The sequence below is a fragment of the Actinacidiphila paucisporea genome (assembly GCF_900142575.1).
GTDB classification, from domain to species: domain Bacteria; phylum Actinomycetota; class Actinomycetes; order Streptomycetales; family Streptomycetaceae; genus Actinacidiphila; species Actinacidiphila paucisporea.
The window spans coordinates 546,950-565,783 of sequence record NZ_FRBI01000002.1 but is presented as its reverse complement, the minus strand read 5'-3'; the positions used below and the strand labels follow the sequence as shown (position 1 = coordinate 565,783).

The window sequence follows — 18,834 nt, the reverse complement described above, 5'->3', positions numbered from 1 at the left end:
CGTACGTCACTGCGCCCGCGGCACCGGCTTCGGCAGCAGCACCACCAGGCACGTACCGGCGGCGATGAAGGCCGCGCCGATCAGGAAGGCCAGGCCGTAGCCGGCGGACAGCGCCTGGGCGGAGCCGGCGCCGCCGGAGGTGCGGGTGGAGATGCGGGAGGCGGCCGCCGTCGCGAGGACGGTCAGGCCCAGCGCGCCGCCGAGCTGGCGTGAGGTGTTGAGCAGGCCGGAGACCAGGCCCTGGTCGCCGCGGCCGACGCCCGACATCGCCACGGCGGAGACCGGGGTGAGCAGCATGCCCGCGCCGAGCATCGTCAGGATGCCGGGGCCGAGGATGATGCCGAGGAAGGTGCCGTCGGCGGTGATACGGCTCTGCCACAGCGCGCCGGCGACCGCGACCAGGCCGCCGGCCGCGGCGACCAGCCGGGCGTCGATCCGGCCCATCAGCCGCGGGGCGAGCTTGGAGCCGATGATGATCGCGACGGTGTGCGGGAGGAAGGACAGGCCGGTGCGTATCGGGCTGTAGTGCAGCACCTGTTGCATGTAGAGCGACAGGAAGTACCAGGTGGCGAAGGTCGCGGCGCCCGCCGTGAAGAGCACCGTGTTGGCCGAGGCCACCGAGCGGATGGTGAACAGCCGCAAGGGGATGAGTGGTTGGGCGGCGCGTGCCTCGACCGCGGTGAACAGCGCGAGGATCGCGAAGCCGCCGATCAGCGGGCCGAGCGAGACCGCCGAGGTCCAGCCGTGCGACTCGGTCTGCGCGATGCCGTACGCGATGGCGGCGACGCCGCCGGTGACCAGGACCGCGCCGGGGACGTCGAGGCGGCGGACGGTGGCGCCCCGGCTCTCGGTCAGCCACAGGGCCGCGCCGACCAGGACCAGTGCCCCGATGGGCACGTTGACCAGCAGCACCCAGCGCCAGGACAGCAGGTCGGTGAGCAGCCCGCCGACCAGGCCGCCGGCCGCGCCGCCGCCGGCGCCGACCGCGGTCCAGGTGCCGATGGCCCGGGTCCGCTCGGGACCCTCGGGGAAGGAGGTGGTGAGGATCGACAGCGTGGTCGGCGCGAGCACCGCCGAGCCCAGGCCCTGGACCACCCGGGCGGTGATCAGCATCGTGGGGTTCTGGGCGAGGCCGCCGGCCAGGCTGGCGGCGGTGAAGAGGGCGAGACCGGTGAGGAAGGTGCGCTTGCGGCCGAAGAGGTCGGCGGCCCGGCCGCCGAGCAGCAGGAAGCCGGCGAAGGCGAGCGCGTAGCCGTTGACCACCCACTGCTGGCCGGTCTCGCCGAAGCCGAGGGCGCCGCGCATCGACGGCAGGGCGACGTTGACCACGGACACGTCGAGCACGACGAGGAACTGTCCGGCGCACACCGCGAGCAGCACCGCCCACGCCGGTGGCGCGGCACGCTTCCTGCCGGGATCGGTCGACTTGGCGGGTCCTGCCGGGGTGCGCTGTCCGATGGTTTCGCTCACGGCGTCCATGCTGCCGTGCCGACCGCCCCCGGGGCATCGGCATTTCGCCCTACGACCAGCGGCCCGGGCAGGCGGGCGTACGGTCCGGGCCGGGCCACCGGGCGTACGGTCCGGGCCGCGCGCTTCGTAGGATGCCGGGATGACCGGGATGACTGACGTGCTCGCGGCTTTCGAGGCCGCCAAGGGGTTCATGCCCGCCGACGAGGGCATGGCGCTCCACGAGGCGGCGCAGAAGGCCGCCGCCGACCTGGCGCTGCCGCTGCTCGAAGTCGGCACGTACTGCGGGCGGTCCACGATCCTGCTGGCGGACGCGGCCCGGCAGGCGGGCACGGTCGTGGTGACCGTGGACCACCACCGGGGCAGCGAGGAGCAGCAGCCCGGCTGGGAATACCACGACCCGTCGCTGGTGGACCCGCACACCGGGCTGATCGACACCGTGCCGCACTTCCGCCGCACCCTGCACGCGGCGGGCCTCGAAGACCACGTGGTCGCCGTGGTGGGGCGGTCGCCGCAGGTGGCGGCGCTGTGGACCCGGCCGTTCAGCCTGGTCTTCATCGACGGCGGGCACACCGACGAGCACGCGACGGCCGACTACGAGGGCTGGGCGCCGCGGGTCGCCGAGGGCGGACTGCTGGCGATCCACGACGTCTTCGCCGACCCCGCCGACGGCGGCCAGGCGCCGTACCGCGTCTACCGCCGCGCCCTGGAGTCCGGCGCCTTCGTCCAGGAGGCGGCGACCCGCTCCCTCCAGTTGTTGCGGAGAGTGACAGGAAGCGTCGTACGGTAGTACGGCGGCCGATCCGCGGGCCGGTTCCCCTGGGGCGGTGCGGGGCGGCGAGAAGGGCCGATAGAGTCGCGGGCGTGTTCAGCAACGAGTCACACGGGGGCACTCGGAGCCGGTCGCTGGTCGTCACCGCAGTGGTGGTGGCCGTGGCGCTGGCGGCGGGCTGGTTCGTGTACGACACGCAGCGCGGGTCCGACGCCGGCCCGGTGGCCGGCCGCGGCCCCGCCGGCAGGTCGTCCGGCGCTCCCCTGGCGACGCGGGACTCCGCCCCGGTGGCGCACGGTGACGCGAGCGCCGCCCCGCAGGGCACCTCGTCGTCCAGGCCCGGCGCGGACCTGGCGGGCAGGACCGTTGTCATCGACCCGGGGCACAACCTCGGAAATGCCGAGCACACCGCCGAGATCGACAGGTCCGTCGACATCGGCACCAACCGCAAGGCGTGCGACACCACCGGCACCCAGACCAACGCCGGTTATCCCGAGGCGGCTTACACCCTCGACGTCGCCCACCGGGTACGGACGCTGCTGCTCGCGCGCGGCGCGAAGGTCGTGCTGACCTACGACGGCGACCGGGCCTGGGGCCCGTGCGTGGACGAGCGGGCCAGGATCGGCAATGCCGCGCACGCCGACGCGGCCCTGTCGATCCACGCGGACGGCGCCCCCGCCGACAAGTTCGGCTTCCACGTCATCGCGCCCGAGCCGGTGCACAAGGGCGCCGCCGACACCCGTGCCGTCGCGGGCCCTTCACTGCTGCTGGCGACCACGCTGCGGTCGCACTTCCAGGCCGACACGGGCGAACCGCCGGCCAACTACCTGGGTGGCAAGGGCCTGACGATCCGCGACGACCTCGGCGGCCTCAACCTCACCCGGGTGCCGAAGGTCTTCATCGAATGCGGCAACATGCGCAACGCGCACGACGCCGCCGCGTTGACGAACGCCGCCTGGCGGCAGCAGGCTGCGCGGGGGATCGCCGACGGAATCACCGCCTTCCTTGAAGGGAAGAGGTGACAGGGCTGTAGCAGTCCGGTATGGATCGTGCACCAATGCCCATACCCGGCCACCCGGCCAAGATCGTCCTCGTACCATGGGGCACCGCACCGAGTGGCCCAAGAGAACTGACAGAACCGACAAAGGACAGGACCTGACGTGAACATCCGCTCCCTGACCCGAGGAGACGGCGCGGTGATCGGAGCAGCGGTGCTGCTGCTGATCGCCTCCTTCCTGCCGTTCTACAGCGTGGGGTCCGAGTCCCGGAACCTGTGGCACTCGGACTGGTTCCCGACCCTGCCGTCGGTCACGCTGGCGGCGCTCGTGGCGGCCGGCGCCGTCATCCTGGCGCGCTCCCCGCAGTTCAACGGCAAGCAGGTGCTCGGGCTGTCGTTCGACCAGTGGGCCGTGTCGCTGTCGATCTTCGTGGGCTGGTCGGCCGTGTGGGCGACGCTCTTCCACAACCCGGACGGCCTCGACAAGGGCTCCGGCAACTGGCTGACCCTGCTGTTCGGCCTGGCCATCGCGGTGGCCGCGCCGCTGGCCAGCAGGCTGCCGGCGCTCAAGGCCCCGCTGATGGGCGCCCCTTCGCCGGTAGGCCAGCAGCAGCCCTACGCGGTGGGCGGTGCGGCTCCGTACGGCGCCGCGCCGCAGCAGGCCGGCTACGGCTACCCGGGCGGCGCGCAGTCCGTCGACCCGGCGTTCGGCCAGCAGCAGTACGGCGCGCAGGCCGCCGCGCAGCCGGCGCCCGCCGCCGCGGCTCCGGCGCCGTCGTCGGACTTCACCGCGTTCTGGTTCGCGGTGCCGGTGCCGCGCCCGCTGTTCGCGGAGGACAACTCCGGTGCGCAGATCGCCGAACTGACCCCGGGTACCTGGTACCTGGCCGTCGACCAGCGCGGTGCCGCGCTGGTCGCGCAGACCCAGGACGGCCGTCGCGGTGTGCTGCAGGACAGCAGCGGCATCCAGCGCGGCTGAACGTATCTCCACAGGCGCCACCAGCACGGCGACGGCGGCCGGCCATCCTCACGGGTGGCCGGCCGCCGCGCTGCGTGCCCGCCGCGGCTCCCCGCGCAGCCGTACGGCGGAGAGCGGTTCGGGGGCCGTTGCGGCATACGTCCCGGCGGCCGCACCCGATCCGCACATCTGCGCGAACACCGTGTATCCGAGGGGGTTTCAACCCTCCCATCGGGGCAAGACGGCTGCCATGGCCAGACGGTATGGCGGCAACCCCGCCGCGGCGATCATCCTGATCGCCGCAGACATCGCAGTTCTGATCCTCGTCCTGTGGATACTCTTCTTCGTCTTCGACGCCAACCGGGCGAACGACCTGGTCGACTGGGTTCACCACGCGGCCAACTGGTTGGCCGGTTGGTCGAAGGACCTCTTCACCGTGGACAACGCCAAGTGGCGCACCGTGCTCAACTACGGTCTGCCCGCGGTCGTCTACACCCTGATCGCGCACGCGGTCGCAGGTCGGGTCCGCCGGGCCTGACCGCCCGGCGACCCCTCACAGCCGGGGCGGACAGCAGGCGGGCGCGAGCCCGTTCGGCAGCCGCTCCGCCCCGAAGACGGCGGTGGTCGCCTCGTCCCCCCCGAGTGCGGCCACCGCCAACAGCAGGGCCCCCGCCGTCCAGGTGGTGCGTTCCACGGGCCACACGGCGTCGTCCTCGAAGACGTAGCCGGTCCAGTACAGGCCGTCGTCCGCCCGCAGATGCTGCATGTCGGCGAGCAGCCGCACCGCACGGTCCGACTCGCCCACCGCCCACAGGGCCAGGGCGAGTTCGGCGGTCTCCCCGCCGGTCACCCACGGGTTCGGCAGCACGCAGCGCACCCCGAGGCCGGGCACCACGAAACGCGACCAGCCCTCCTCGATCCGCGCCAGCGCCCGCGGGCCGCGCAGAGCGCCGGACAGCACCGGGTAATACCAGTCCATCGAGTAGCGGCCCTTGTCGAGGAAGCGCTCCGGGTGCCTGCGGATCGCATGGCCGAGCGCGCCGGTCGCCAACTCCCAGTCCGGCTGCGGCTCCTCGCGGTGCTCGGCGATCGCCAGCGCGCAGCGCAGCGCCTGGTGCACCGACGAACTCCCGGTCAGCAGCGCGTCGGTGACCGCCGCGCCGCCGTTCTCGACCGCTTCGCGCTTCCAGCCGATCTGCCCGCCGGGCTGCTGCAGGTCCAGCACGAACTCCACCGCGGCCGCCACGGTCGGCCAGATGTGCTCGATGAAGGCGTCGTCGCCGGTGGACAGGTAGTGGTGCCAGGCGCCGACGGCCACGTAGGCGCAGAAGTTGGACTCCCGCGAGCGGTCCGTCGGCCGGGCCGGATCCCCGTCCTGGTAGGCGGCGAACCACCCCCCGTCCGCGTCCTGGTGGCGCACCAGCCAGTCGTACGCGGCCCCGGCGGCCTCGTGCTCGCCCGCCGCGTCCAGCGCCATGGCCGCCTCGATGTGGTCCCACGGGTCGAGGTGGTGCCCGGGGAACCACGGGATGGCCCCGTCGGGACGCTGCACGGCGAGCACCGCGTCGACGGTCCGCGCGGCCTGCTCGACGGTCAGCACGCCGGGCAGCGCCAGCGTCTCGGTCCTGCGCTGCCCGCGGTCGGCCCGGGTCACCTGGCGGCGTCCCGCGGCAGCCTGGGCTTGGTCGCGTAGGCCACGAAGCTCTTGCCGATCAGCGGGTTGAGCGCCTGGTCGGCGACCCTGGTGGCCAGCGGCTTCTTCATGATGTCCCAGACCAGCAGCTTGTGGTAGAGCCGCACCGGCAGCGCCTTGTCGTTGTCGACGCCGACCGCGCACTTGATCCACCAGTACGGCGCGTGCAGCCCGTGCGCGTGGTGCGTGCCGTACGGCCGCAGGCCCGACTCCCGCATCCGCTCCAGCAGTTGGTCGGCCTTGTAGATGCGGATGTGGCCGCCCTCGACCTCGTGGTAGGCGTCGGACAGCGCCCAGCAGACCTTCTCGGGGCCGTAGCGCGGCACGGTCACCGCGATGCGCCCGCCGGGCCGCAGCACCCTCACCATCTCGGCGAGGACGCCCTTGTCGTCGGGGATGTGCTCCATCACCTCGGAGATGATGACGACGTCGAAGGTGTCGTCGGGGAAGGGCAGATGGAGCGCGTCCCCCTCCATGGCGGTCGCGGACGCGCCCGCCGGCACCTCTCCGGCCTCCTCCATCGCCGCGAACCACTTCGCGACTTCGCGGATCTCGTCGCCGTCGCGGTCCAGCGCGATGACGCGGGCGCCGCGCCGGTAGCACTCGAAGGCGTGCCGGCCGCCGCCGCAGCCGAGGTCCAGCACGTGGTCGCCTGCGGCGACGGGGAAGCGGGTGAAGTCGACGGTCAGCATGCGGTGCTCCCCATTCCGGTCGCACCGGGGGCCGGTCCGGGTGCCCCGGGTGCGTTTTCGTTCCTGACCTGCCCCTCCGGGGCCGGGGCGCCGTCCCGCCCGGACGCGAGCCCCCCAGGGGCGGGCTTGCCCTCATGCTCGGACCCGAGCCCCCCAGGGGCGCGGGGAACTGCGCGCTCAGCCACCCACCGCCCGGTGGTCCGGAGCGGACCGAGCAGCCCCTTCGGAGCGGTGGCGACGCCCGCGCCCGGTGGGGGCTGGTCGCGCCCACGCGGCGCCAGCCGCAGATCAGACGCAGCCCCGCGCCCCTGGTGGGCACCGCCCTGCGTGGCGATGGCTTCGCGGTAGAGCTCCGCGGTGGCGGCGGCCGCGCGGGTCCAGGTGAAGTGGGCCAGGACGCGGGCGCGGCCCGCGGCCGCGAGGCGGCGGCGGAGGGCCGGGTCGGAGAGGGCCAGGTCGAGGGCGGCGGCCAGGGCGCCCGCATCGCCCGGGGGCACGGCCAGGCAGGTCTCGCCGTCGGGCCCGGCGACCTCGGGGACGGCGCCGCCGGTGGTGGCCACCAGCGCGGTGCCCGTGGCCATCGCCTCCGCGGCCGGGAGCGAGAAGCCCTCGTAGAGCGACGGCACGCAAGCCACCTCGGCGCTGCGGATCAGGTCGACCAGTTCGGCGTCGCTGATGCCCTTGACGAAGTCGACCGCGTCCGTGAGGCCGAAGTCCTCGATGGCGTCGGCGACCGGACCGCTCTCGGGCCGGTTGCCGACCACCACGAGGTGTGCGGCGGGCTGCTGGACGCGGACCTTGGCCAGCGCCTCGACCAGGAAGACCAGGCCCTTGAGCGGTACGTCCGCGCTGGAGGTGGTGACGATACGGCCCGGCACCTCGGCCACCGCCGGGTCGGGCGAGAAGAGCCGGGTGTCGGCGCCGATCGGCACGGTGTGGATGCGCTCGGGGCGCACGCCGAGGTCCGCGGTGATCTCGGTACTGGACGAGCCGGACACGGTGAGCACCGACGGCAGCCGCCCGGCCACCCGCTTCTGCATCCGCGTGAAGCCGTACCAGCGGCGTATCGACGCCCGCCGCTTCCAGGTGGGCGCCGCCGCGAGGTCCAGGCGGCGGTCCACGGTGATCGGGTGGTGCACGGTGGTGACCAGCGGCAGGCCGAGGCCGAGCAGGCCGTAGCCGAGGGTCTGGTTGTCGTGGACGACGTCGAAGTCGGCGCGCCGGGACGCGAGATGGCGCCTGGCCCGCAGGCTGAAGGTCAGCGGCTCGGGGAAGCCGCCGGTCCACATCGTGGCGACTTCGAGGACGTCGATCCAGTCGCGGTATTCCGCGCGCTTCGGCGTACGGAACGGGTCCGGCTGCCGGTAGAGGTCGAGGCTGGGCAGCTCGGTGAGGGTGACGCCGGCGCCGAGCGCGTCCAGGACCGGGTACGGCTGCGCGCCGATCACCTCGACGCTGTGGCCGAGGGCGGCCAGCTCGCGGGACAGGTGCCGGACGTACACGCCCTGGCCGCCGCAGTAGGGGTTGCCCTTGTAGCTGAGCAGCGCGATCCGTAGCGGCCTGGCCTCTGCCGTCACTCCCGGCCCCCTTCTCAGCGATAGAGCCGGAGCGTAACCGGTCGCGCTAATCTAGAACAAGTTTCAGACTCGATGGTACAGACGGCGAGTCCACCGGCAAGCGGACGGGGTCCCCACGGCCCCCGCACCCGCACGCGCCGGCGCCGCGTGCGACGGACGGAAGGGCGTATGGGCCGCATCACCGCTTTGACCGTACGGCAGGAGGCCAGGCGGCGGCGCATCCTGGACGCCAGTACCCGGCTGGCCGCCGGCGGCGGCTTCGACGCGGTCCAGATGCGGGAGGTCGCCGAGGAGTCGGGCGTCGCCCTCGGCACGCTCTACCGCTACTTCCCGTCCAAGATCCACCTGCTGGTCGCCGTCATGCAGGACCAGCTCGGCCTGCTGCACGCCACGCTCCGCGACCGGCCCCCGACGGCCTCCAGCCCCGGAGAGCGGGTCGCGGACACCCTCCTGCGGGCCTTCCGCGCGTTGCAGCGGGAGCCGCTGCTCGCCGACGCGATGGTGCGGGCGGTGATCTTCGCGGACCGCTCGGTCCGCGCCGAGGTCGACACGGTCTCCGTCCTGACCCGGGCGATCATCCTCGACGCGATGCGGCTCGGCGCGGAGCCGACACCGGACCTGCTGTCCGCGGTCCGCGTGGTCGAGCACACCTGGCATGCCACGCTCGTCAGCTGGCTCGCCGACCGCTCCCCGGTCACCCAGGTCCGCCAGGACATCCGGACGGTCTGCCGCCTGATCCCTCCCTCCCCCCGGTGAGGCCGCGGGTCACGGACCGAACGACGCCGGTGTGAGCTTCAGGGCGGCGAGGAGGGCGCGGTCGCGGACCGGGGTCGGCAGGCGGCGGGCGATACGGACGGTGCGGGCGTCGGGGCCGACCAGGTAGCGGGGGCGCGGGCGGCGGGCGGTGAGGGCGTGGTGGACGGCGTCGACGGCCGCGTCGACCGGGTGCAGCCTGGTGGACGCGACCGAGGCCGCGGCGGCCGCGAGGGCACGGGCGTACTGGCGCTCGATCTCCGGGCCGCCGGCCAGGCCGTCGCGGCGCGCTGAGTCGGCCGCGCGGTCGAAGATCTCCGTACGCATCGCGCCGGGCTCGACGAGCGCCACCTTCACGCCCTGGTGGCGCAGTTCGATGCGCAGCGAGTCGGTCATCGAGGCCAGCGCGGCCTTGGACGCGGCGATCGGGCCGAAGAAGGGCAGCGCGACGAGCGAGCTGAGGGCGCCGACGTTGACCACCCGGCCGCCGCCCGTACGCAGTGCGGGCAGGAAGGCGCGGGTGACGGTCATGAGGCCGAGGACGTTGACGTCGAACTGCCGGCGCAGCGCCGCCGCGGGCACCTGCTCCCAGAAGCCCTGGACGATCAGGCCCGCGCTGTTGACGAGGCCGTCGAGCGTGCCGCCGACACCGGCCGCGGCGGCGGCCACGCTCGCCTCGTCGGTGACGTCGAGCGTGACGGGGCGGATGTCGCCGGGCAGGCCGGTGAGCCGCCGGGCGTCGTTCGGGGTGCGTACCGCCGCGTGGACCGTCCAGCCCTCGGCGGCGAGGCGGCGGGTCACGGCGGTACCGAGGCCGCCGGTCGCCCCGGTGACGAGCACGGACCTGGCGGATGCGGACGTGGAAGGGTGCGACACGGAACTGCCTTTCGGACGAGGGTGATCCCCTGGGAGTGAGCCCTTGAAGGTGATCTCCCTTCCACCCTCGGGTCCGGCGGCGCGGTCGTGAAGAGTGCCGGTTTTACTGGTGGCGGCGACACCAGCATCCGCGGCGGCACATCCAACGGAGGCCCACCCTGAGCGAGTACAGCCGCAAGGAACTCGGCGCTTTCCTGCGCTCCCGGCGCGAGCGCGCCGAGCCGTCGGCGCTCGCCGCGGGCCTGCCCGCCGGCGGGCGGCGACGGACGCCGGGGCTGCGCCGGGAGGAGGTCTCGCTGCTGTCGGGCGTCAGCCTGACCTGGTACACGTGGCTGGAGCAGGGCAGGGACATCAAGGTGTCGCCGCAGATCCTGCTGGCGCTGGCCCGCACGCTGGGGCTGGACGGCGTCGAGCGCGCCCACCTCTTCCGGCTGGCCGGCGCCGAGCCGCCGCCCGCGGCCCGGCAGGCCGCCGCGGCCACGGTGAGTCCGGCGCTGCGCGCCTTCCTCGACGCCCAGTCGCCGAACCCGGCCTTCGCCATCGACCGCTGCTTCGACGTGCTGGCGTGGAACGACGCGGAGGAGGCGCTGGTGGCGGGGCGGCTCGACATCGACCGGCCGCAGGCCGAACTCAACGTACTGTGGCTGATGTTCACCGAGCCGGGTCTGGCCGAGCTGTTCGACGACTGGGAAGGCGAGGTGCGCTGGCTGACCGCGATGCTGCGCGGGCAGGCGGCGTACGAGCTGGACAACCCGCGGTTCGCCGAGCTGATCGAGTCGCTGCTCGGGGCGAGCCCGCTCTTCCGCGAGTTGTGGGCCGCGCACGACGTGGAGGCCTTCAGGACCTCGACCCGCCGCTTCCACCACCCGGTGGTCGGCCGGCTCGACCTGACGTACGTGCGGCTGGCGGTGGAGGACGATCCCGGCCGCAGTGTGGTGGTGCACTTTCCCGAGCCGGGTTCACCGACGCAGGAGCGGCTGCGGCGGTTGGTGGGGCGCCACCCGTAGCGCCGCGACTTTCGCCCGCAGACGGCGTACCCGGGTGGGGCCGCGCGCCCCTGAGCGCATCGGACCGCGCTCGCCTGCAAGTGCGGCTGGAGGAAGTCCGGCAACGTGACCCAGTCGGGCACCTGGAAGGCGGGTGCGCGGCTGTCGGGCACGAGCCGCCCTTCCGCGTCGATCGCGGACACCAGCGGGCCGCGGTCGCCCACGCAGAAGCGTTTCACGAATGCGCCGTAGCGGACGTAGAGCGGCCCCTCCCGCCAGCGAAGGTCCGTGAGGATGTAGGGGCCCGGTTCTCCGTCGAGCAATTCGCCGAGTTCTTCGAGGACCGCCCGCAGTCGCCGCTCGTCGCTCGGATAGATCGTGACGAATTTCCCGCTCGTGTCGCGGCCCGCGTACTTCGAGTTCCGCAGGTGGAGCAGCTGCGGGCTGGGCACGGATTTAAACGGAATGCCGCGCTGTACGCAGTGGTCCCAGACCTTGGCGGCCACCTTGTCGGCGTTGCCGAGGGCGGCCGAGACATGGACCTTCCAACCCTGCGGGGGACGGCTGTCCCGCTCCGACCCCGGTGCCGGGTCGAGGTGCAGCCAGTCACCGGTCCGTATCGAGCGCCAGCCGGCCGGCACTTCGCGCTGCGCGGTCTCGAATGCGGAGACGAGCGGCGCGGATTGCTCCTCGGAAGGCGAACCGGAATCGCCACCGGCAAGGAGGGGAAGCCGGTCGAGACTCTCGTAGAAGTACCGGTCCGCGAGGCAGAATATCTCGTAGCGATTGTCCATCGACCCCCCCAGCGGCGGTGACGGACAAAGATTTACATAGCGGTGCCTGACCGGTGAAGTCACCATTGTCACCTCATGGCCGTGCAGAACGCACGGAAGCGGCGGACGTCGTGAACAAGCCGCTGCGTGGAGGTTGATCGGGCGCCGGAGGGGCTCCGGACGGGCGCCGGACGGCCACCGAGCGGGCGCCCGGACGTCACCGCCCGCGGCCACCCCTGTCAACAACCGTGCACGGCAAGGGAGTTGACTGTTCATGTACGCATGGTCCGCAGAACCTTATGGGGCAATAGTGCCCCTCTGCAACCTTGTCGCCGAAATTTCCAGAAACGATCTGGACCCGAGGTGACCGGAAACGGCACACTCGAACCAGCATCAAGAAGGGACACCATGCCGCTCAGAAGCACCGCAACCGCCCGCCAGGAGCGCCTCGGTGCGGAGCTACGGAAGATGCGCGAGGCAGCCGGCATCACGGCTCGCGACACCGCCCGTCTGCTCGGCACCGACCCGGCCAAGGTCAGCCATATCGAGGCCGGGCGGCTCGGGGTCAGCGAGGAGCGACTGCGGCGGCTCGCGGCGTTCTACGAATGCGGTGACACCGAACTGATCGACGCGCTGGTCGTGATGGCCAACGGCTTGGGCCGCAAGGGCTGGTGGGAGGCCTACCGCGGGGTGGTGCCCGCCGCGATGCTGGACATCGCCGAGCTGGAATTCCACGCCACCGCGCTGCGCGCCATCCAGATCACCCACATCCCCGGGGTGTTCCAGACCGAGGACTACACCCGTACGGTCTTCGGCTACGCGATCCCGCCACTGCCACCGGGCGAGCTGGAGGCCCGGGTCGCCCAGCGCATGGAGCGGTCCGGGGTGCTCTACCGGGATTCCGCCCCGCCCTACGAGGCGGTCATCCACGAGGCGGCACTGCGGATGCGCTTCGGCGGCGGCAAGGTCGCTCGCGCCCAGCTCGAACACCTGATGGAATTGAGCCACTTGCCGCACATAAGCGTCCGCGTGATCCCCTTCGCGGCGGACGGGCACATCGCCTCCGGCCACGCGATGCTCTACACCAGCGGCACCGTACGCGCCCTCGACACCGTGCAGATCGACTCCGCCCACGGCGTCACCTTCCTGCACGCGGCGCCGCAGCTGGCCAACTACCGCACCCTGTACGACACCCTCGCCGCGGTCGCGCTCGACGAGTCCCCGTCGCGGGACTTCATCCTCAGCGCCTCCCGAGACCTCTGAGACCGGAAGGCCAGCCGATGACCGCGCCGACCCTGATCTGGCAGAAGTCCACGTTTTCGCAGGAGCAGGGCGACTGCGTGGAGCTGGCCGCCACGGCCGCGGGCGCGGTGCTGATACGGGAGAGCGACGAGCCGGGCGTCGTGCTCTCCACCACACCCTCGGCCCTGGCCCGCTTCCTCCAGGCGATCAAGCACGGGGCAGCCGCCACATAGCATCCGGCGGCGGCTCCGGGGTGCCCGAGGTCACCCCGGGCGGCCGGCCGCCGCACGTTAGGGTGAGGGCTTCCCCGGACCCGGAAAGGCCTCGACCTCATGCCCCTGCGCCGCCGCGCCGCCCTCGTGGCGGCCGCCGCCACGACGCTCACCGCCCTGACGGCGCCGATCGCGCTCGCGGACACCACCGCGCCGGCGGCCACGACCGCGGCGGCGCCGTCCCGCGGCGATCTGTACGGGACGGCCGACCCGACCTACGACGGGGTGTGGCGGCAGTCGTACGCGGAGATCGCGGTGGCCAGGAGCGGCTACCTCGCGGGCGGCCCCGCCACCGCCTGGCTGCTGGCGCAGCAGTGCCCGGACGGCGGCTGGCCCTCGTACCGCAAGGACACCGCCAAGGCCTGCGACCCGAAGACCGAGGACACTAACGCCACCGGCATCGCGATCCAGGCCCTCACCCTCGTACAGGGCCCCGGGTCGGCCGACGCCGTGAGCCGGGCCGTCCGGTGGCTGCACAGCGTGCAGAACGCCGACGGCGGCTGGTCGTACAACCCCGGCGGCCCCTCCGACCCGGACTCCACCGCCGTGGTCATCGGCGCGCTCGGCCGCGACGCGAGCCTGGCCCGCAACGCGAAGGGCAAGTCGGCCTACGACGCGCTGCTCGGCTTCCAGTTCGGCTGCGACGCCCGGCCCGCCGACCGGGGCGCGTTCGGCTACCCCGGCACCGACGGCAAGCTGACGCCCAACGCCAAGGCCACCGCCGACGCCATCCACTTCCTCGCCGCGGGCCACCTCGCCGGCTACGCCTACCCCAGCCCGTCCACCCCGGCGGTCCCGCCCGAGCCGGCGGACTGCACCGGCAACCCGAAGGCCTACGGCGCCCTCGACCCGAACGCCGCCGCGTCCGCCGCCGCGGGCTGGCTGCTCGCCCAGCTCCGTGCGGGCGGCGGCCACCTCACCGCCGTCACCCCGGGCGCCACCACCAAGACCCCCGACTTCGGCACCACCGCCGACGCCGTCATCGCGCTCAACGCGCTCGGCCGCCAGGGCGACACGAAGGCGACCAGCACCTGGCTGGGCGCCAACTCCGCGGCCTGGTCCAAGGGCAACCCGGCCGCGCTGGCCCAGCTCACGCTCGCCGGCTCCGACCGCTACGCCCCGGCCGGCGCCGACGCCCTCCCGCAGCTCATCGCCCTGGGCCCGGCCCCCACCAAGCGCCCCACCGGCGCGATCTCCCAGGCCGACGAGAAGAAGGACGGCTCGTCCGGCGGCACCGTCTGGATCATCGTCGGCGTCGTCCTCGTCGCGAGCGCCGGCGTCGGCCTGCTCATCAGCGGGCGCAAGCGACGGCAGAGCTGATGCGCTGGCGCCCCCTGACCGCACTCCCGGCCGCCGCCGCGGTCCTGCTGCTGCTCGTCCTCGCCACCCCCGCGCACGCCGCCGGCTACCGCTACTGGTCCTACTGGCTGCGCTCAGGCACCGGTTGGACGTACGCGCAGACCGGCCCCGCGATGCACATACCCGCCGACGGCAGCGTCGAGGGCTGGCGCTTCGCGGTCAGCCAGGACGCGGCGGCGAAGGCCGCGCAGCCGCGCGGCAGCGCCGACTTCGCCCGCGTCTGCGCCGGCCGGCCGGCCGTCCCCGGCCGCAAACGCGTCGCCCTGCTCATCGACCCGGGCACCCCCGCCGACGCCCCCGACACCGCCACGCCCCCGCCGGCCGTCCGCACCGCCTGCGCCCAGATCCCGTCGAACGCGTCCTCCGCCGACGCCCTCGCCGCCGTGGCCAAACCCCTGCGCTACAACTCCGCGGGCATCGTCTGCGCCATCACCGGTTATCCCGCGACCGGTTGCGGCGACGAGGTCTCCGCCACCCCGCACTCCTCCCACAACGGCCCCTCCCTCGGCCTGATCACCGGAGCGGCCGCCGTCGCCGCCCTCGCCGTGGCCGCCGTCTGGCAATCCCGCCGCCGCAGCAGGCGATGACCACGAACAGCGCACCAAACGGTCACCACCTGCCGGAGACCGGCACCCACGGCGAGGATCGGCCCGAGGACGGCGCCCGGCAGGGGCGAGGGGAACCGCCCGCCCAGCCCCGAGGGCGCGGCAGCGGTGACGCCACCGCGAGTGGCACCCCCTCGGGGCGTGCGGGGGGACGCCCCCGGGTGAAGCTCCGGGCGATACCGGTGCGGCAGGCCGCCCGCCGGCAGAAGGCCCCGCGCCAGGCGGAAGCACCGCCCCGCACGACCTCCCCACCGCCCCGAACGGGGCAACTGCACGCCGCCGCGTGGTGGCTCTGGGCCCTCGGCCTCGCCACAGCCGCCAGCAGGACGACCAACGTCCTGCTCCTGGCCGAGATCACCGCCGTCGCCGGATACGTCGTCGCGGCCCGCAGAACGGACGCCCCCTGGTCCCGTTCCTACGGAACCTTCCTCCGGCTCGGTCTCGTCGTCCTGGCGATCCGCCTCGTCTTCGCGGTGCTGCTCGGTTCGCCGATCCCCGGCACCCACACCCTCTTCACGCTGCCCGAGGTGCCGCTGCCCGGCTGGGCGCAGGGTGTCCGGCTCGGCGGCCCGGTCACCGCCGAGGCGGTGGTCTTCGCGCTGCGTGACGGGCTGAAGCTCGCCACGCTGCTGGTGTGCGTGGGCGCCGCCAACTCGCTGGCGAATCCGGCACGGTTGCTCAAGTCGCTGCCGGGGGCGCTGTACGAAGCGGGCGTGGCGGTCGTCGTGGCTATGACCTTCGCCCCGCATCTGGTCGCGGACGTGGCCCGGTTGCGGGCGGCCCGCCGGTTGCGCGGGCGGGACGACCGCGGTGTCAGGGCGCTGCTCCAGGTCGGACTACCGGTGCTGGAAGGGGCGTTGGAGCGGTCGGTCGCGCTGGCCGCCGCCATGGACGCGCGCGGCTACGGGCGTACCGCCGACGTGCCGGTCGCCGTCCGGCGGGCGACCGCCGCGCTGACCGTCGGCGGCCTGCTGGGCATCTGCGCCGGTACGTACGCGCTGCTCGCCGCGAGCGGCGCGGGCTACGGGCTGCCGGTGCTGCTGCTGGGCCTGGCGGCCGCGGTCGCGGGGCTGCGGCTGGGCGGGCGGCGCTCGCCGCGTACCCGTTACCGGCCCGACGCGTGGGGCGCCCGCGCCTGGCTCGTCGCGGGCTCGGGTGTCGCGGTGGCGGGCGCGATGATCGCCGCGGCGACGTACGCGTCCGACGCGCTCGACCCGCCCGCGGTGCCGCTGACCGCGCCCTCCCTCCCGCTGTGGCCCGCGGCCTGCGTGCTGCTCGGTCTTGTCCCCTCCCTCGCCGCCCCGAAGGGAGCCGTGCGGTGATCCGTTTCGAGCAGGTCTCCTTCCGCTACGCGGACGCCGCGGCCCCCGCCCTCCAGGGCGTCGACATCGACGTGCCCGAGGGCGAGTTGTGCCTCGTCGTGGGGCCGTCCGGGGTCGGCAAGTCCACCCTGCTGGGCGCGGTGAGCGGCCTGGTGCCGCACTTCACCGGCGGGCACCTGACCGGCCGGGTGACCGTCGCGGGCCGCGACACCCGCACCCACCGGCCGCGTGAACTCGCCGACGTCGTCGGCACGGTGGGGCAGGACCCGCTCTCACACTTCGTGACCGACACCGTCGAGGACGAACTCGCTTACGGCATGGAGTCGTTGGGCATCGCCCCGGAGACGATGCGGCGCCGCGTCGAGGAGACCCTCGACCTGCTGGGCCTGGCCGACCTGCGCGACCGCCCGATCGCGACGCTGTCCGGCGGGCAGCAGCAGCGGGTCGCGATCGGGTCGGTGCTGACCGTGCACCCGAAGGTGCTGGTGCTCGACGAGCCCACCTCCGCGCTCGACCCGGGCGCGGCCGAGGAGGTGCTCGCCGTACTGCAGCGCCTGGTCCACGACCTCGGGACGACCGTGCTGCTCGCGGAGCACCGCCTGGAGCGGGTCGTGCAGTACGCCGACCAGGTCATCCTGCTGCCCTCCCCCGGCGTCCCGCCGGTCGTCGGTGCGCCCGCCGACATCATGGCCGTGTCGCCCGTCCACCCCCCGGTGGTGGCGCTGGGCCGGCTCGCGGGCTGGTCCCCGCTGCCGCTGTCCGTACGCGACGCCCGCCGCGCCGCCGGACCCTTGCGGGAGCGCCTCGCGGACCGTACGCCACTGGCCGCCGGTCCCGCCGCGCCCGGTGAACTCCTGGTTCGGGCCGAGCGGTTGGGCGTACGCCGGGGGCGCGTCGAGGCGCTGCGGGGCGTGGACCTGACCGTGCGGGCGGGTGAGACGGTCGCGCTCATGGGGCGCAACGGCGCCGGCAAGTCGACGCTGCTTTCCACCCTGGTCGGCCTGCACACCCCGGCCGCCGGCACGGTCACCGTCGGCGGCGCGGTCCCGCACCGCACCCGGCCCGCCGAACTGCTCCGCCGCGTCGGCCTGGTCCCGCAGGAGCCGCGCGACCTGCTGTACGCCGACACCGTCGCCGCCGAGTGCGCCGCCGCCGACCACGACGCCGCCGCGCCGCCGGGCACCTGCCGCGGCCTGGTCGCCGACCTGCTGCCCGGCGTACCCGACGGCGTCCACCCGCGCGACCTGTCCGAGGGCCAGCGGCTGTCGCTCGCCCTGGCGATCGTGCTCACCGCGAGCCCGCCCGTCCTGCTGCTCGACGAGCCGACCCGCGGACTGGACTACGCGGCCAAGTCCCGGCTGGTCGCACAGTTGCGGGCACTGGCGGCCGCCGGCCACGCCATCGTACTGGCCACGCACGACGTCGAATTGGCCGCGGACCTGGCGCACCGGGTGGTGATACTCGCGGACGGCGAGACCGTCGCCGACGGCCCGGCCGCCGACGTCGTGCTGTCCTCCCCGGCCTTCGCCCCGCAGACCGCGAAGGTGCTGGCGCCCGCGCCCTGGCTGACCGTCGCCCAGGTCACCCGCGCGCTGGAGGCCGCACCGTGACGCCCCGCGAGGCCGCGCCGCCCCGCGTCGTCCCGGTGCGTATCGGGCCGCGCGCGGCGACCGTACTGGCCCTGGTCTCGGCGATCGGCGTCGTCGCCTTCTGCTGGCCGCTGGTCGCCGCGCACGGCTCCGCGGTGGCCGCGCACAGCGCCGACGCCCCCTGGCTCTTCGCGGCGCTGCTGCCGCTGCTGGTCGCCGTGGTCATCGCCACCGTCGCCGACGACGGCATGGACCCCAAGGCCGTCGCCATGCTCGGCATGCTCGCCGCCGCGGGGGCCGCGCTGCGCCCGCTGGGCGCAGGGACCGCCGGCATCGAGCCGATGTTCTTCCTGATGGTGCTCTCCGGCCGGGTCCTCGGCCCCGGCTTCGGCTTCACCCTCGGGTCCCTGACGATGTTCGCCTCCGCACTGCTCACCGGGGGCGTCGGGCCGTGGCTGCCCTTCCAGATGCTGGCGATGGGGTGGGTGACCATGGGGTCGGGCCTGCTGCCGTGGCCGGGCCTGCGCGGCCGGCGCGAACTCGCGCTGCTCGCCTGCTACGGGGCGGTGGCCGCGATCGCCTACGGCACGGTCATGAACCTCCAGGGCTGGCCGTACATCGGGGGCCTCGCCTCCGACATCAGCTACTCCCCGCACATCTCCACGGCGGCCAACCTGGCCCGCTTCACCACCTACTGCCTCACGACGTCCCTCGGCTGGGACCTCCCGCGCGCGGCCCTCACCGCGACGCTGTCCTTCACCCTGGGCCCCAGCCTCCTCAAGGCCCTGCGCCGCGCCGCGCGCCGCGCGTCCTTCTCCCCGCCGACGACGTTCACGCCGCCGCCGGGCGGCTGAGGCCCGCGAGGCGGAGCCGTCGGGCAAGCAGATGCGGCAGGCGGCCG

18 protein-coding genes and 1 pseudogene are annotated in these 18,834 nt (G+C 73.9%); 13 read left to right on the top strand and 6 right to left on the bottom strand.

Going from position 1 to position 18,834, the window contains the following annotated elements; translation table 11 throughout:
- Positions 1-6 precede the first annotated feature (6 nt).
- Positions 7-1,479, bottom strand: a complete 1,473-nt coding sequence (locus BUE44_RS05610; protein WP_073494308.1) for an MFS transporter — start codon at positions 1,477-1,479, stop codon at positions 7-9.
- Between the two features lie 130 nt (positions 1,480-1,609).
- Here BUE44_RS05610 and BUE44_RS05605 point away from each other — a divergent pair, with 130 nt between their 5' ends.
- The 4 genes from BUE44_RS05605 to BUE44_RS05590 all read left to right on the top strand — a co-directional run bounded on the left by BUE44_RS05605 (position 1,610) and on the right by BUE44_RS05590 (position 4,732).
- Entirely contained in the window at positions 1,610-2,257 is a 648-nt protein-coding gene (locus BUE44_RS05605; protein ID WP_073494305.1) for a class I SAM-dependent methyltransferase, read from the top strand.
- Between the two features lie 74 nt (positions 2,258-2,331).
- A complete protein-coding gene (locus tag BUE44_RS05600; protein WP_073494302.1) occupies positions 2,332-3,261 on the top strand; it encodes an N-acetylmuramoyl-L-alanine amidase in 930 nt (309 codons plus the stop codon).
- A 138-nt stretch (positions 3,262-3,399) separates the two neighbouring features.
- Positions 3,400-4,215 carry a hypothetical protein gene (locus BUE44_RS05595; protein ID WP_073494300.1) on the top strand — a complete coding sequence of 272 codons (816 nt, stop codon included), beginning with the start codon at positions 3,400-3,402 and terminating at the stop codon, positions 4,213-4,215.
- A 229-nt stretch (positions 4,216-4,444) separates the two neighbouring features.
- Positions 4,445-4,732, top strand: coding sequence for a hypothetical protein (locus tag BUE44_RS05590; protein WP_073494298.1), 288 nt, complete (start codon positions 4,445-4,447; stop codon positions 4,730-4,732).
- Between the two features lie 15 nt (positions 4,733-4,747).
- Here the strand turns inward: BUE44_RS05590 and BUE44_RS05585 are convergent, their stop codons facing one another.
- The 3 genes from BUE44_RS05585 to BUE44_RS05575 are packed head-to-tail and all read right to left on the bottom strand — an operon-like array spanning position 4,748 to position 8,156.
- A complete protein-coding gene (locus BUE44_RS05585) occupies positions 4,748-5,848 on the bottom strand; it encodes a prenyltransferase/squalene oxidase repeat-containing protein (protein ID WP_073494296.1) in 1,101 nt (366 codons plus the stop codon).
- The gene (locus BUE44_RS05580) at positions 5,845-6,579 is read right to left on the bottom strand and encodes a class I SAM-dependent methyltransferase (protein ID WP_073494293.1); all 735 of its coding nucleotides are present in this window, start codon (positions 6,577-6,579) and stop codon (positions 5,845-5,847) included. The genes BUE44_RS05585 and BUE44_RS05580 overlap by 4 nt, the downstream gene beginning before the upstream one ends.
- Positions 6,573-8,156 (bottom strand): glycosyltransferase family 4 protein, encoded by a 1,584-nt coding sequence (locus BUE44_RS05575; protein WP_079189500.1) that lies wholly within the window; start codon positions 8,154-8,156, stop codon positions 6,573-6,575. Before BUE44_RS05575 ends, BUE44_RS05580 begins: the two co-directional genes overlap by 7 nt.
- A gap of 168 nt (positions 8,157-8,324) precedes the next feature.
- On the opposite strand from BUE44_RS05575, the gene BUE44_RS05570 reads away from it, so the two are divergent.
- Positions 8,325-8,912, top strand: a complete 588-nt coding sequence (locus BUE44_RS05570) for a TetR family transcriptional regulator (protein ID WP_073494291.1) — start codon at positions 8,325-8,327, stop codon at positions 8,910-8,912.
- A 9-nt stretch (positions 8,913-8,921) separates the two neighbouring features.
- Here BUE44_RS05570 and BUE44_RS05565 read toward each other — a convergent pair whose 3' ends face one another.
- The gene (locus BUE44_RS05565; protein WP_073494289.1) at positions 8,922-9,785 is read right to left on the bottom strand and encodes an SDR family NAD(P)-dependent oxidoreductase; all 864 of its coding nucleotides are present in this window, start codon (positions 9,783-9,785) and stop codon (positions 8,922-8,924) included.
- Positions 9,786-9,925: 140 nt separating this feature from the next.
- Between BUE44_RS05565 and BUE44_RS05560 the strand changes: the two genes are divergently transcribed.
- On the top strand, positions 9,926-10,792 hold the full coding sequence (locus tag BUE44_RS05560) for a helix-turn-helix transcriptional regulator (protein ID WP_322939593.1): 867 nt from the start codon (positions 9,926-9,928) through the stop codon (positions 10,790-10,792).
- 71 nt (positions 10,793-10,863) lie between these two features.
- Here the strand turns inward: BUE44_RS05560 and BUE44_RS38320 are convergent.
- A pseudogene (locus BUE44_RS38320) lies at positions 10,864-11,565 on the bottom strand (class III lanthionine synthetase LanKC N-terminal domain-containing protein); the annotation flags it as partial.
- Positions 11,566-11,952: 387 nt separating this feature from the next.
- On the opposite strand from BUE44_RS38320, the gene BUE44_RS05555 reads away from it, so the two are divergent.
- The 7 genes from BUE44_RS05555 (at position 11,953) to BUE44_RS05525 (ending at position 18,787) form a co-directional block, all read left to right on the top strand.
- Entirely contained in the window at positions 11,953-12,807 is an 855-nt protein-coding gene (locus tag BUE44_RS05555; RefSeq protein ID WP_073494285.1) for a helix-turn-helix domain-containing protein, read from the top strand.
- Positions 12,808-12,824: 17 nt separating this feature from the next.
- A complete protein-coding gene (locus BUE44_RS05550) occupies positions 12,825-13,019 on the top strand; it encodes a DUF397 domain-containing protein (protein WP_073494283.1) in 195 nt (64 codons plus the stop codon).
- A 99-nt stretch (positions 13,020-13,118) separates the two neighbouring features.
- A complete protein-coding gene (locus BUE44_RS05545; RefSeq protein ID WP_073494280.1) occupies positions 13,119-14,378 on the top strand; it encodes a prenyltransferase/squalene oxidase repeat-containing protein in 1,260 nt (419 codons plus the stop codon).
- Positions 14,378-15,004, top strand: coding sequence for an SCO2322 family protein (locus tag BUE44_RS05540; RefSeq protein ID WP_073494279.1), 627 nt, complete (start codon positions 14,378-14,380; stop codon positions 15,002-15,004). The genes BUE44_RS05545 and BUE44_RS05540 overlap by 1 nt, the downstream gene beginning before the upstream one ends.
- 179 nt (positions 15,005-15,183) lie before the next feature.
- A complete protein-coding gene (locus tag BUE44_RS05535; protein WP_407639999.1) occupies positions 15,184-16,344 on the top strand; it encodes a CbiQ family ECF transporter T component in 1,161 nt (386 codons plus the stop codon).
- The gene (locus tag BUE44_RS05530; protein WP_073494276.1) at positions 16,341-17,954 is read left to right on the top strand and encodes an ABC transporter ATP-binding protein; all 1,614 of its coding nucleotides are present in this window, start codon (positions 16,341-16,343) and stop codon (positions 17,952-17,954) included. Before BUE44_RS05535 ends, BUE44_RS05530 begins: the two co-directional genes overlap by 4 nt.
- Positions 17,951-18,787, top strand: coding sequence for an ECF transporter S component (locus BUE44_RS05525; protein WP_073494274.1), 837 nt, complete (start codon positions 17,951-17,953; stop codon positions 18,785-18,787). Before BUE44_RS05530 ends, BUE44_RS05525 begins: the two co-directional genes overlap by 4 nt.
- Positions 18,788-18,834: the final 47 nt, after the last annotated feature.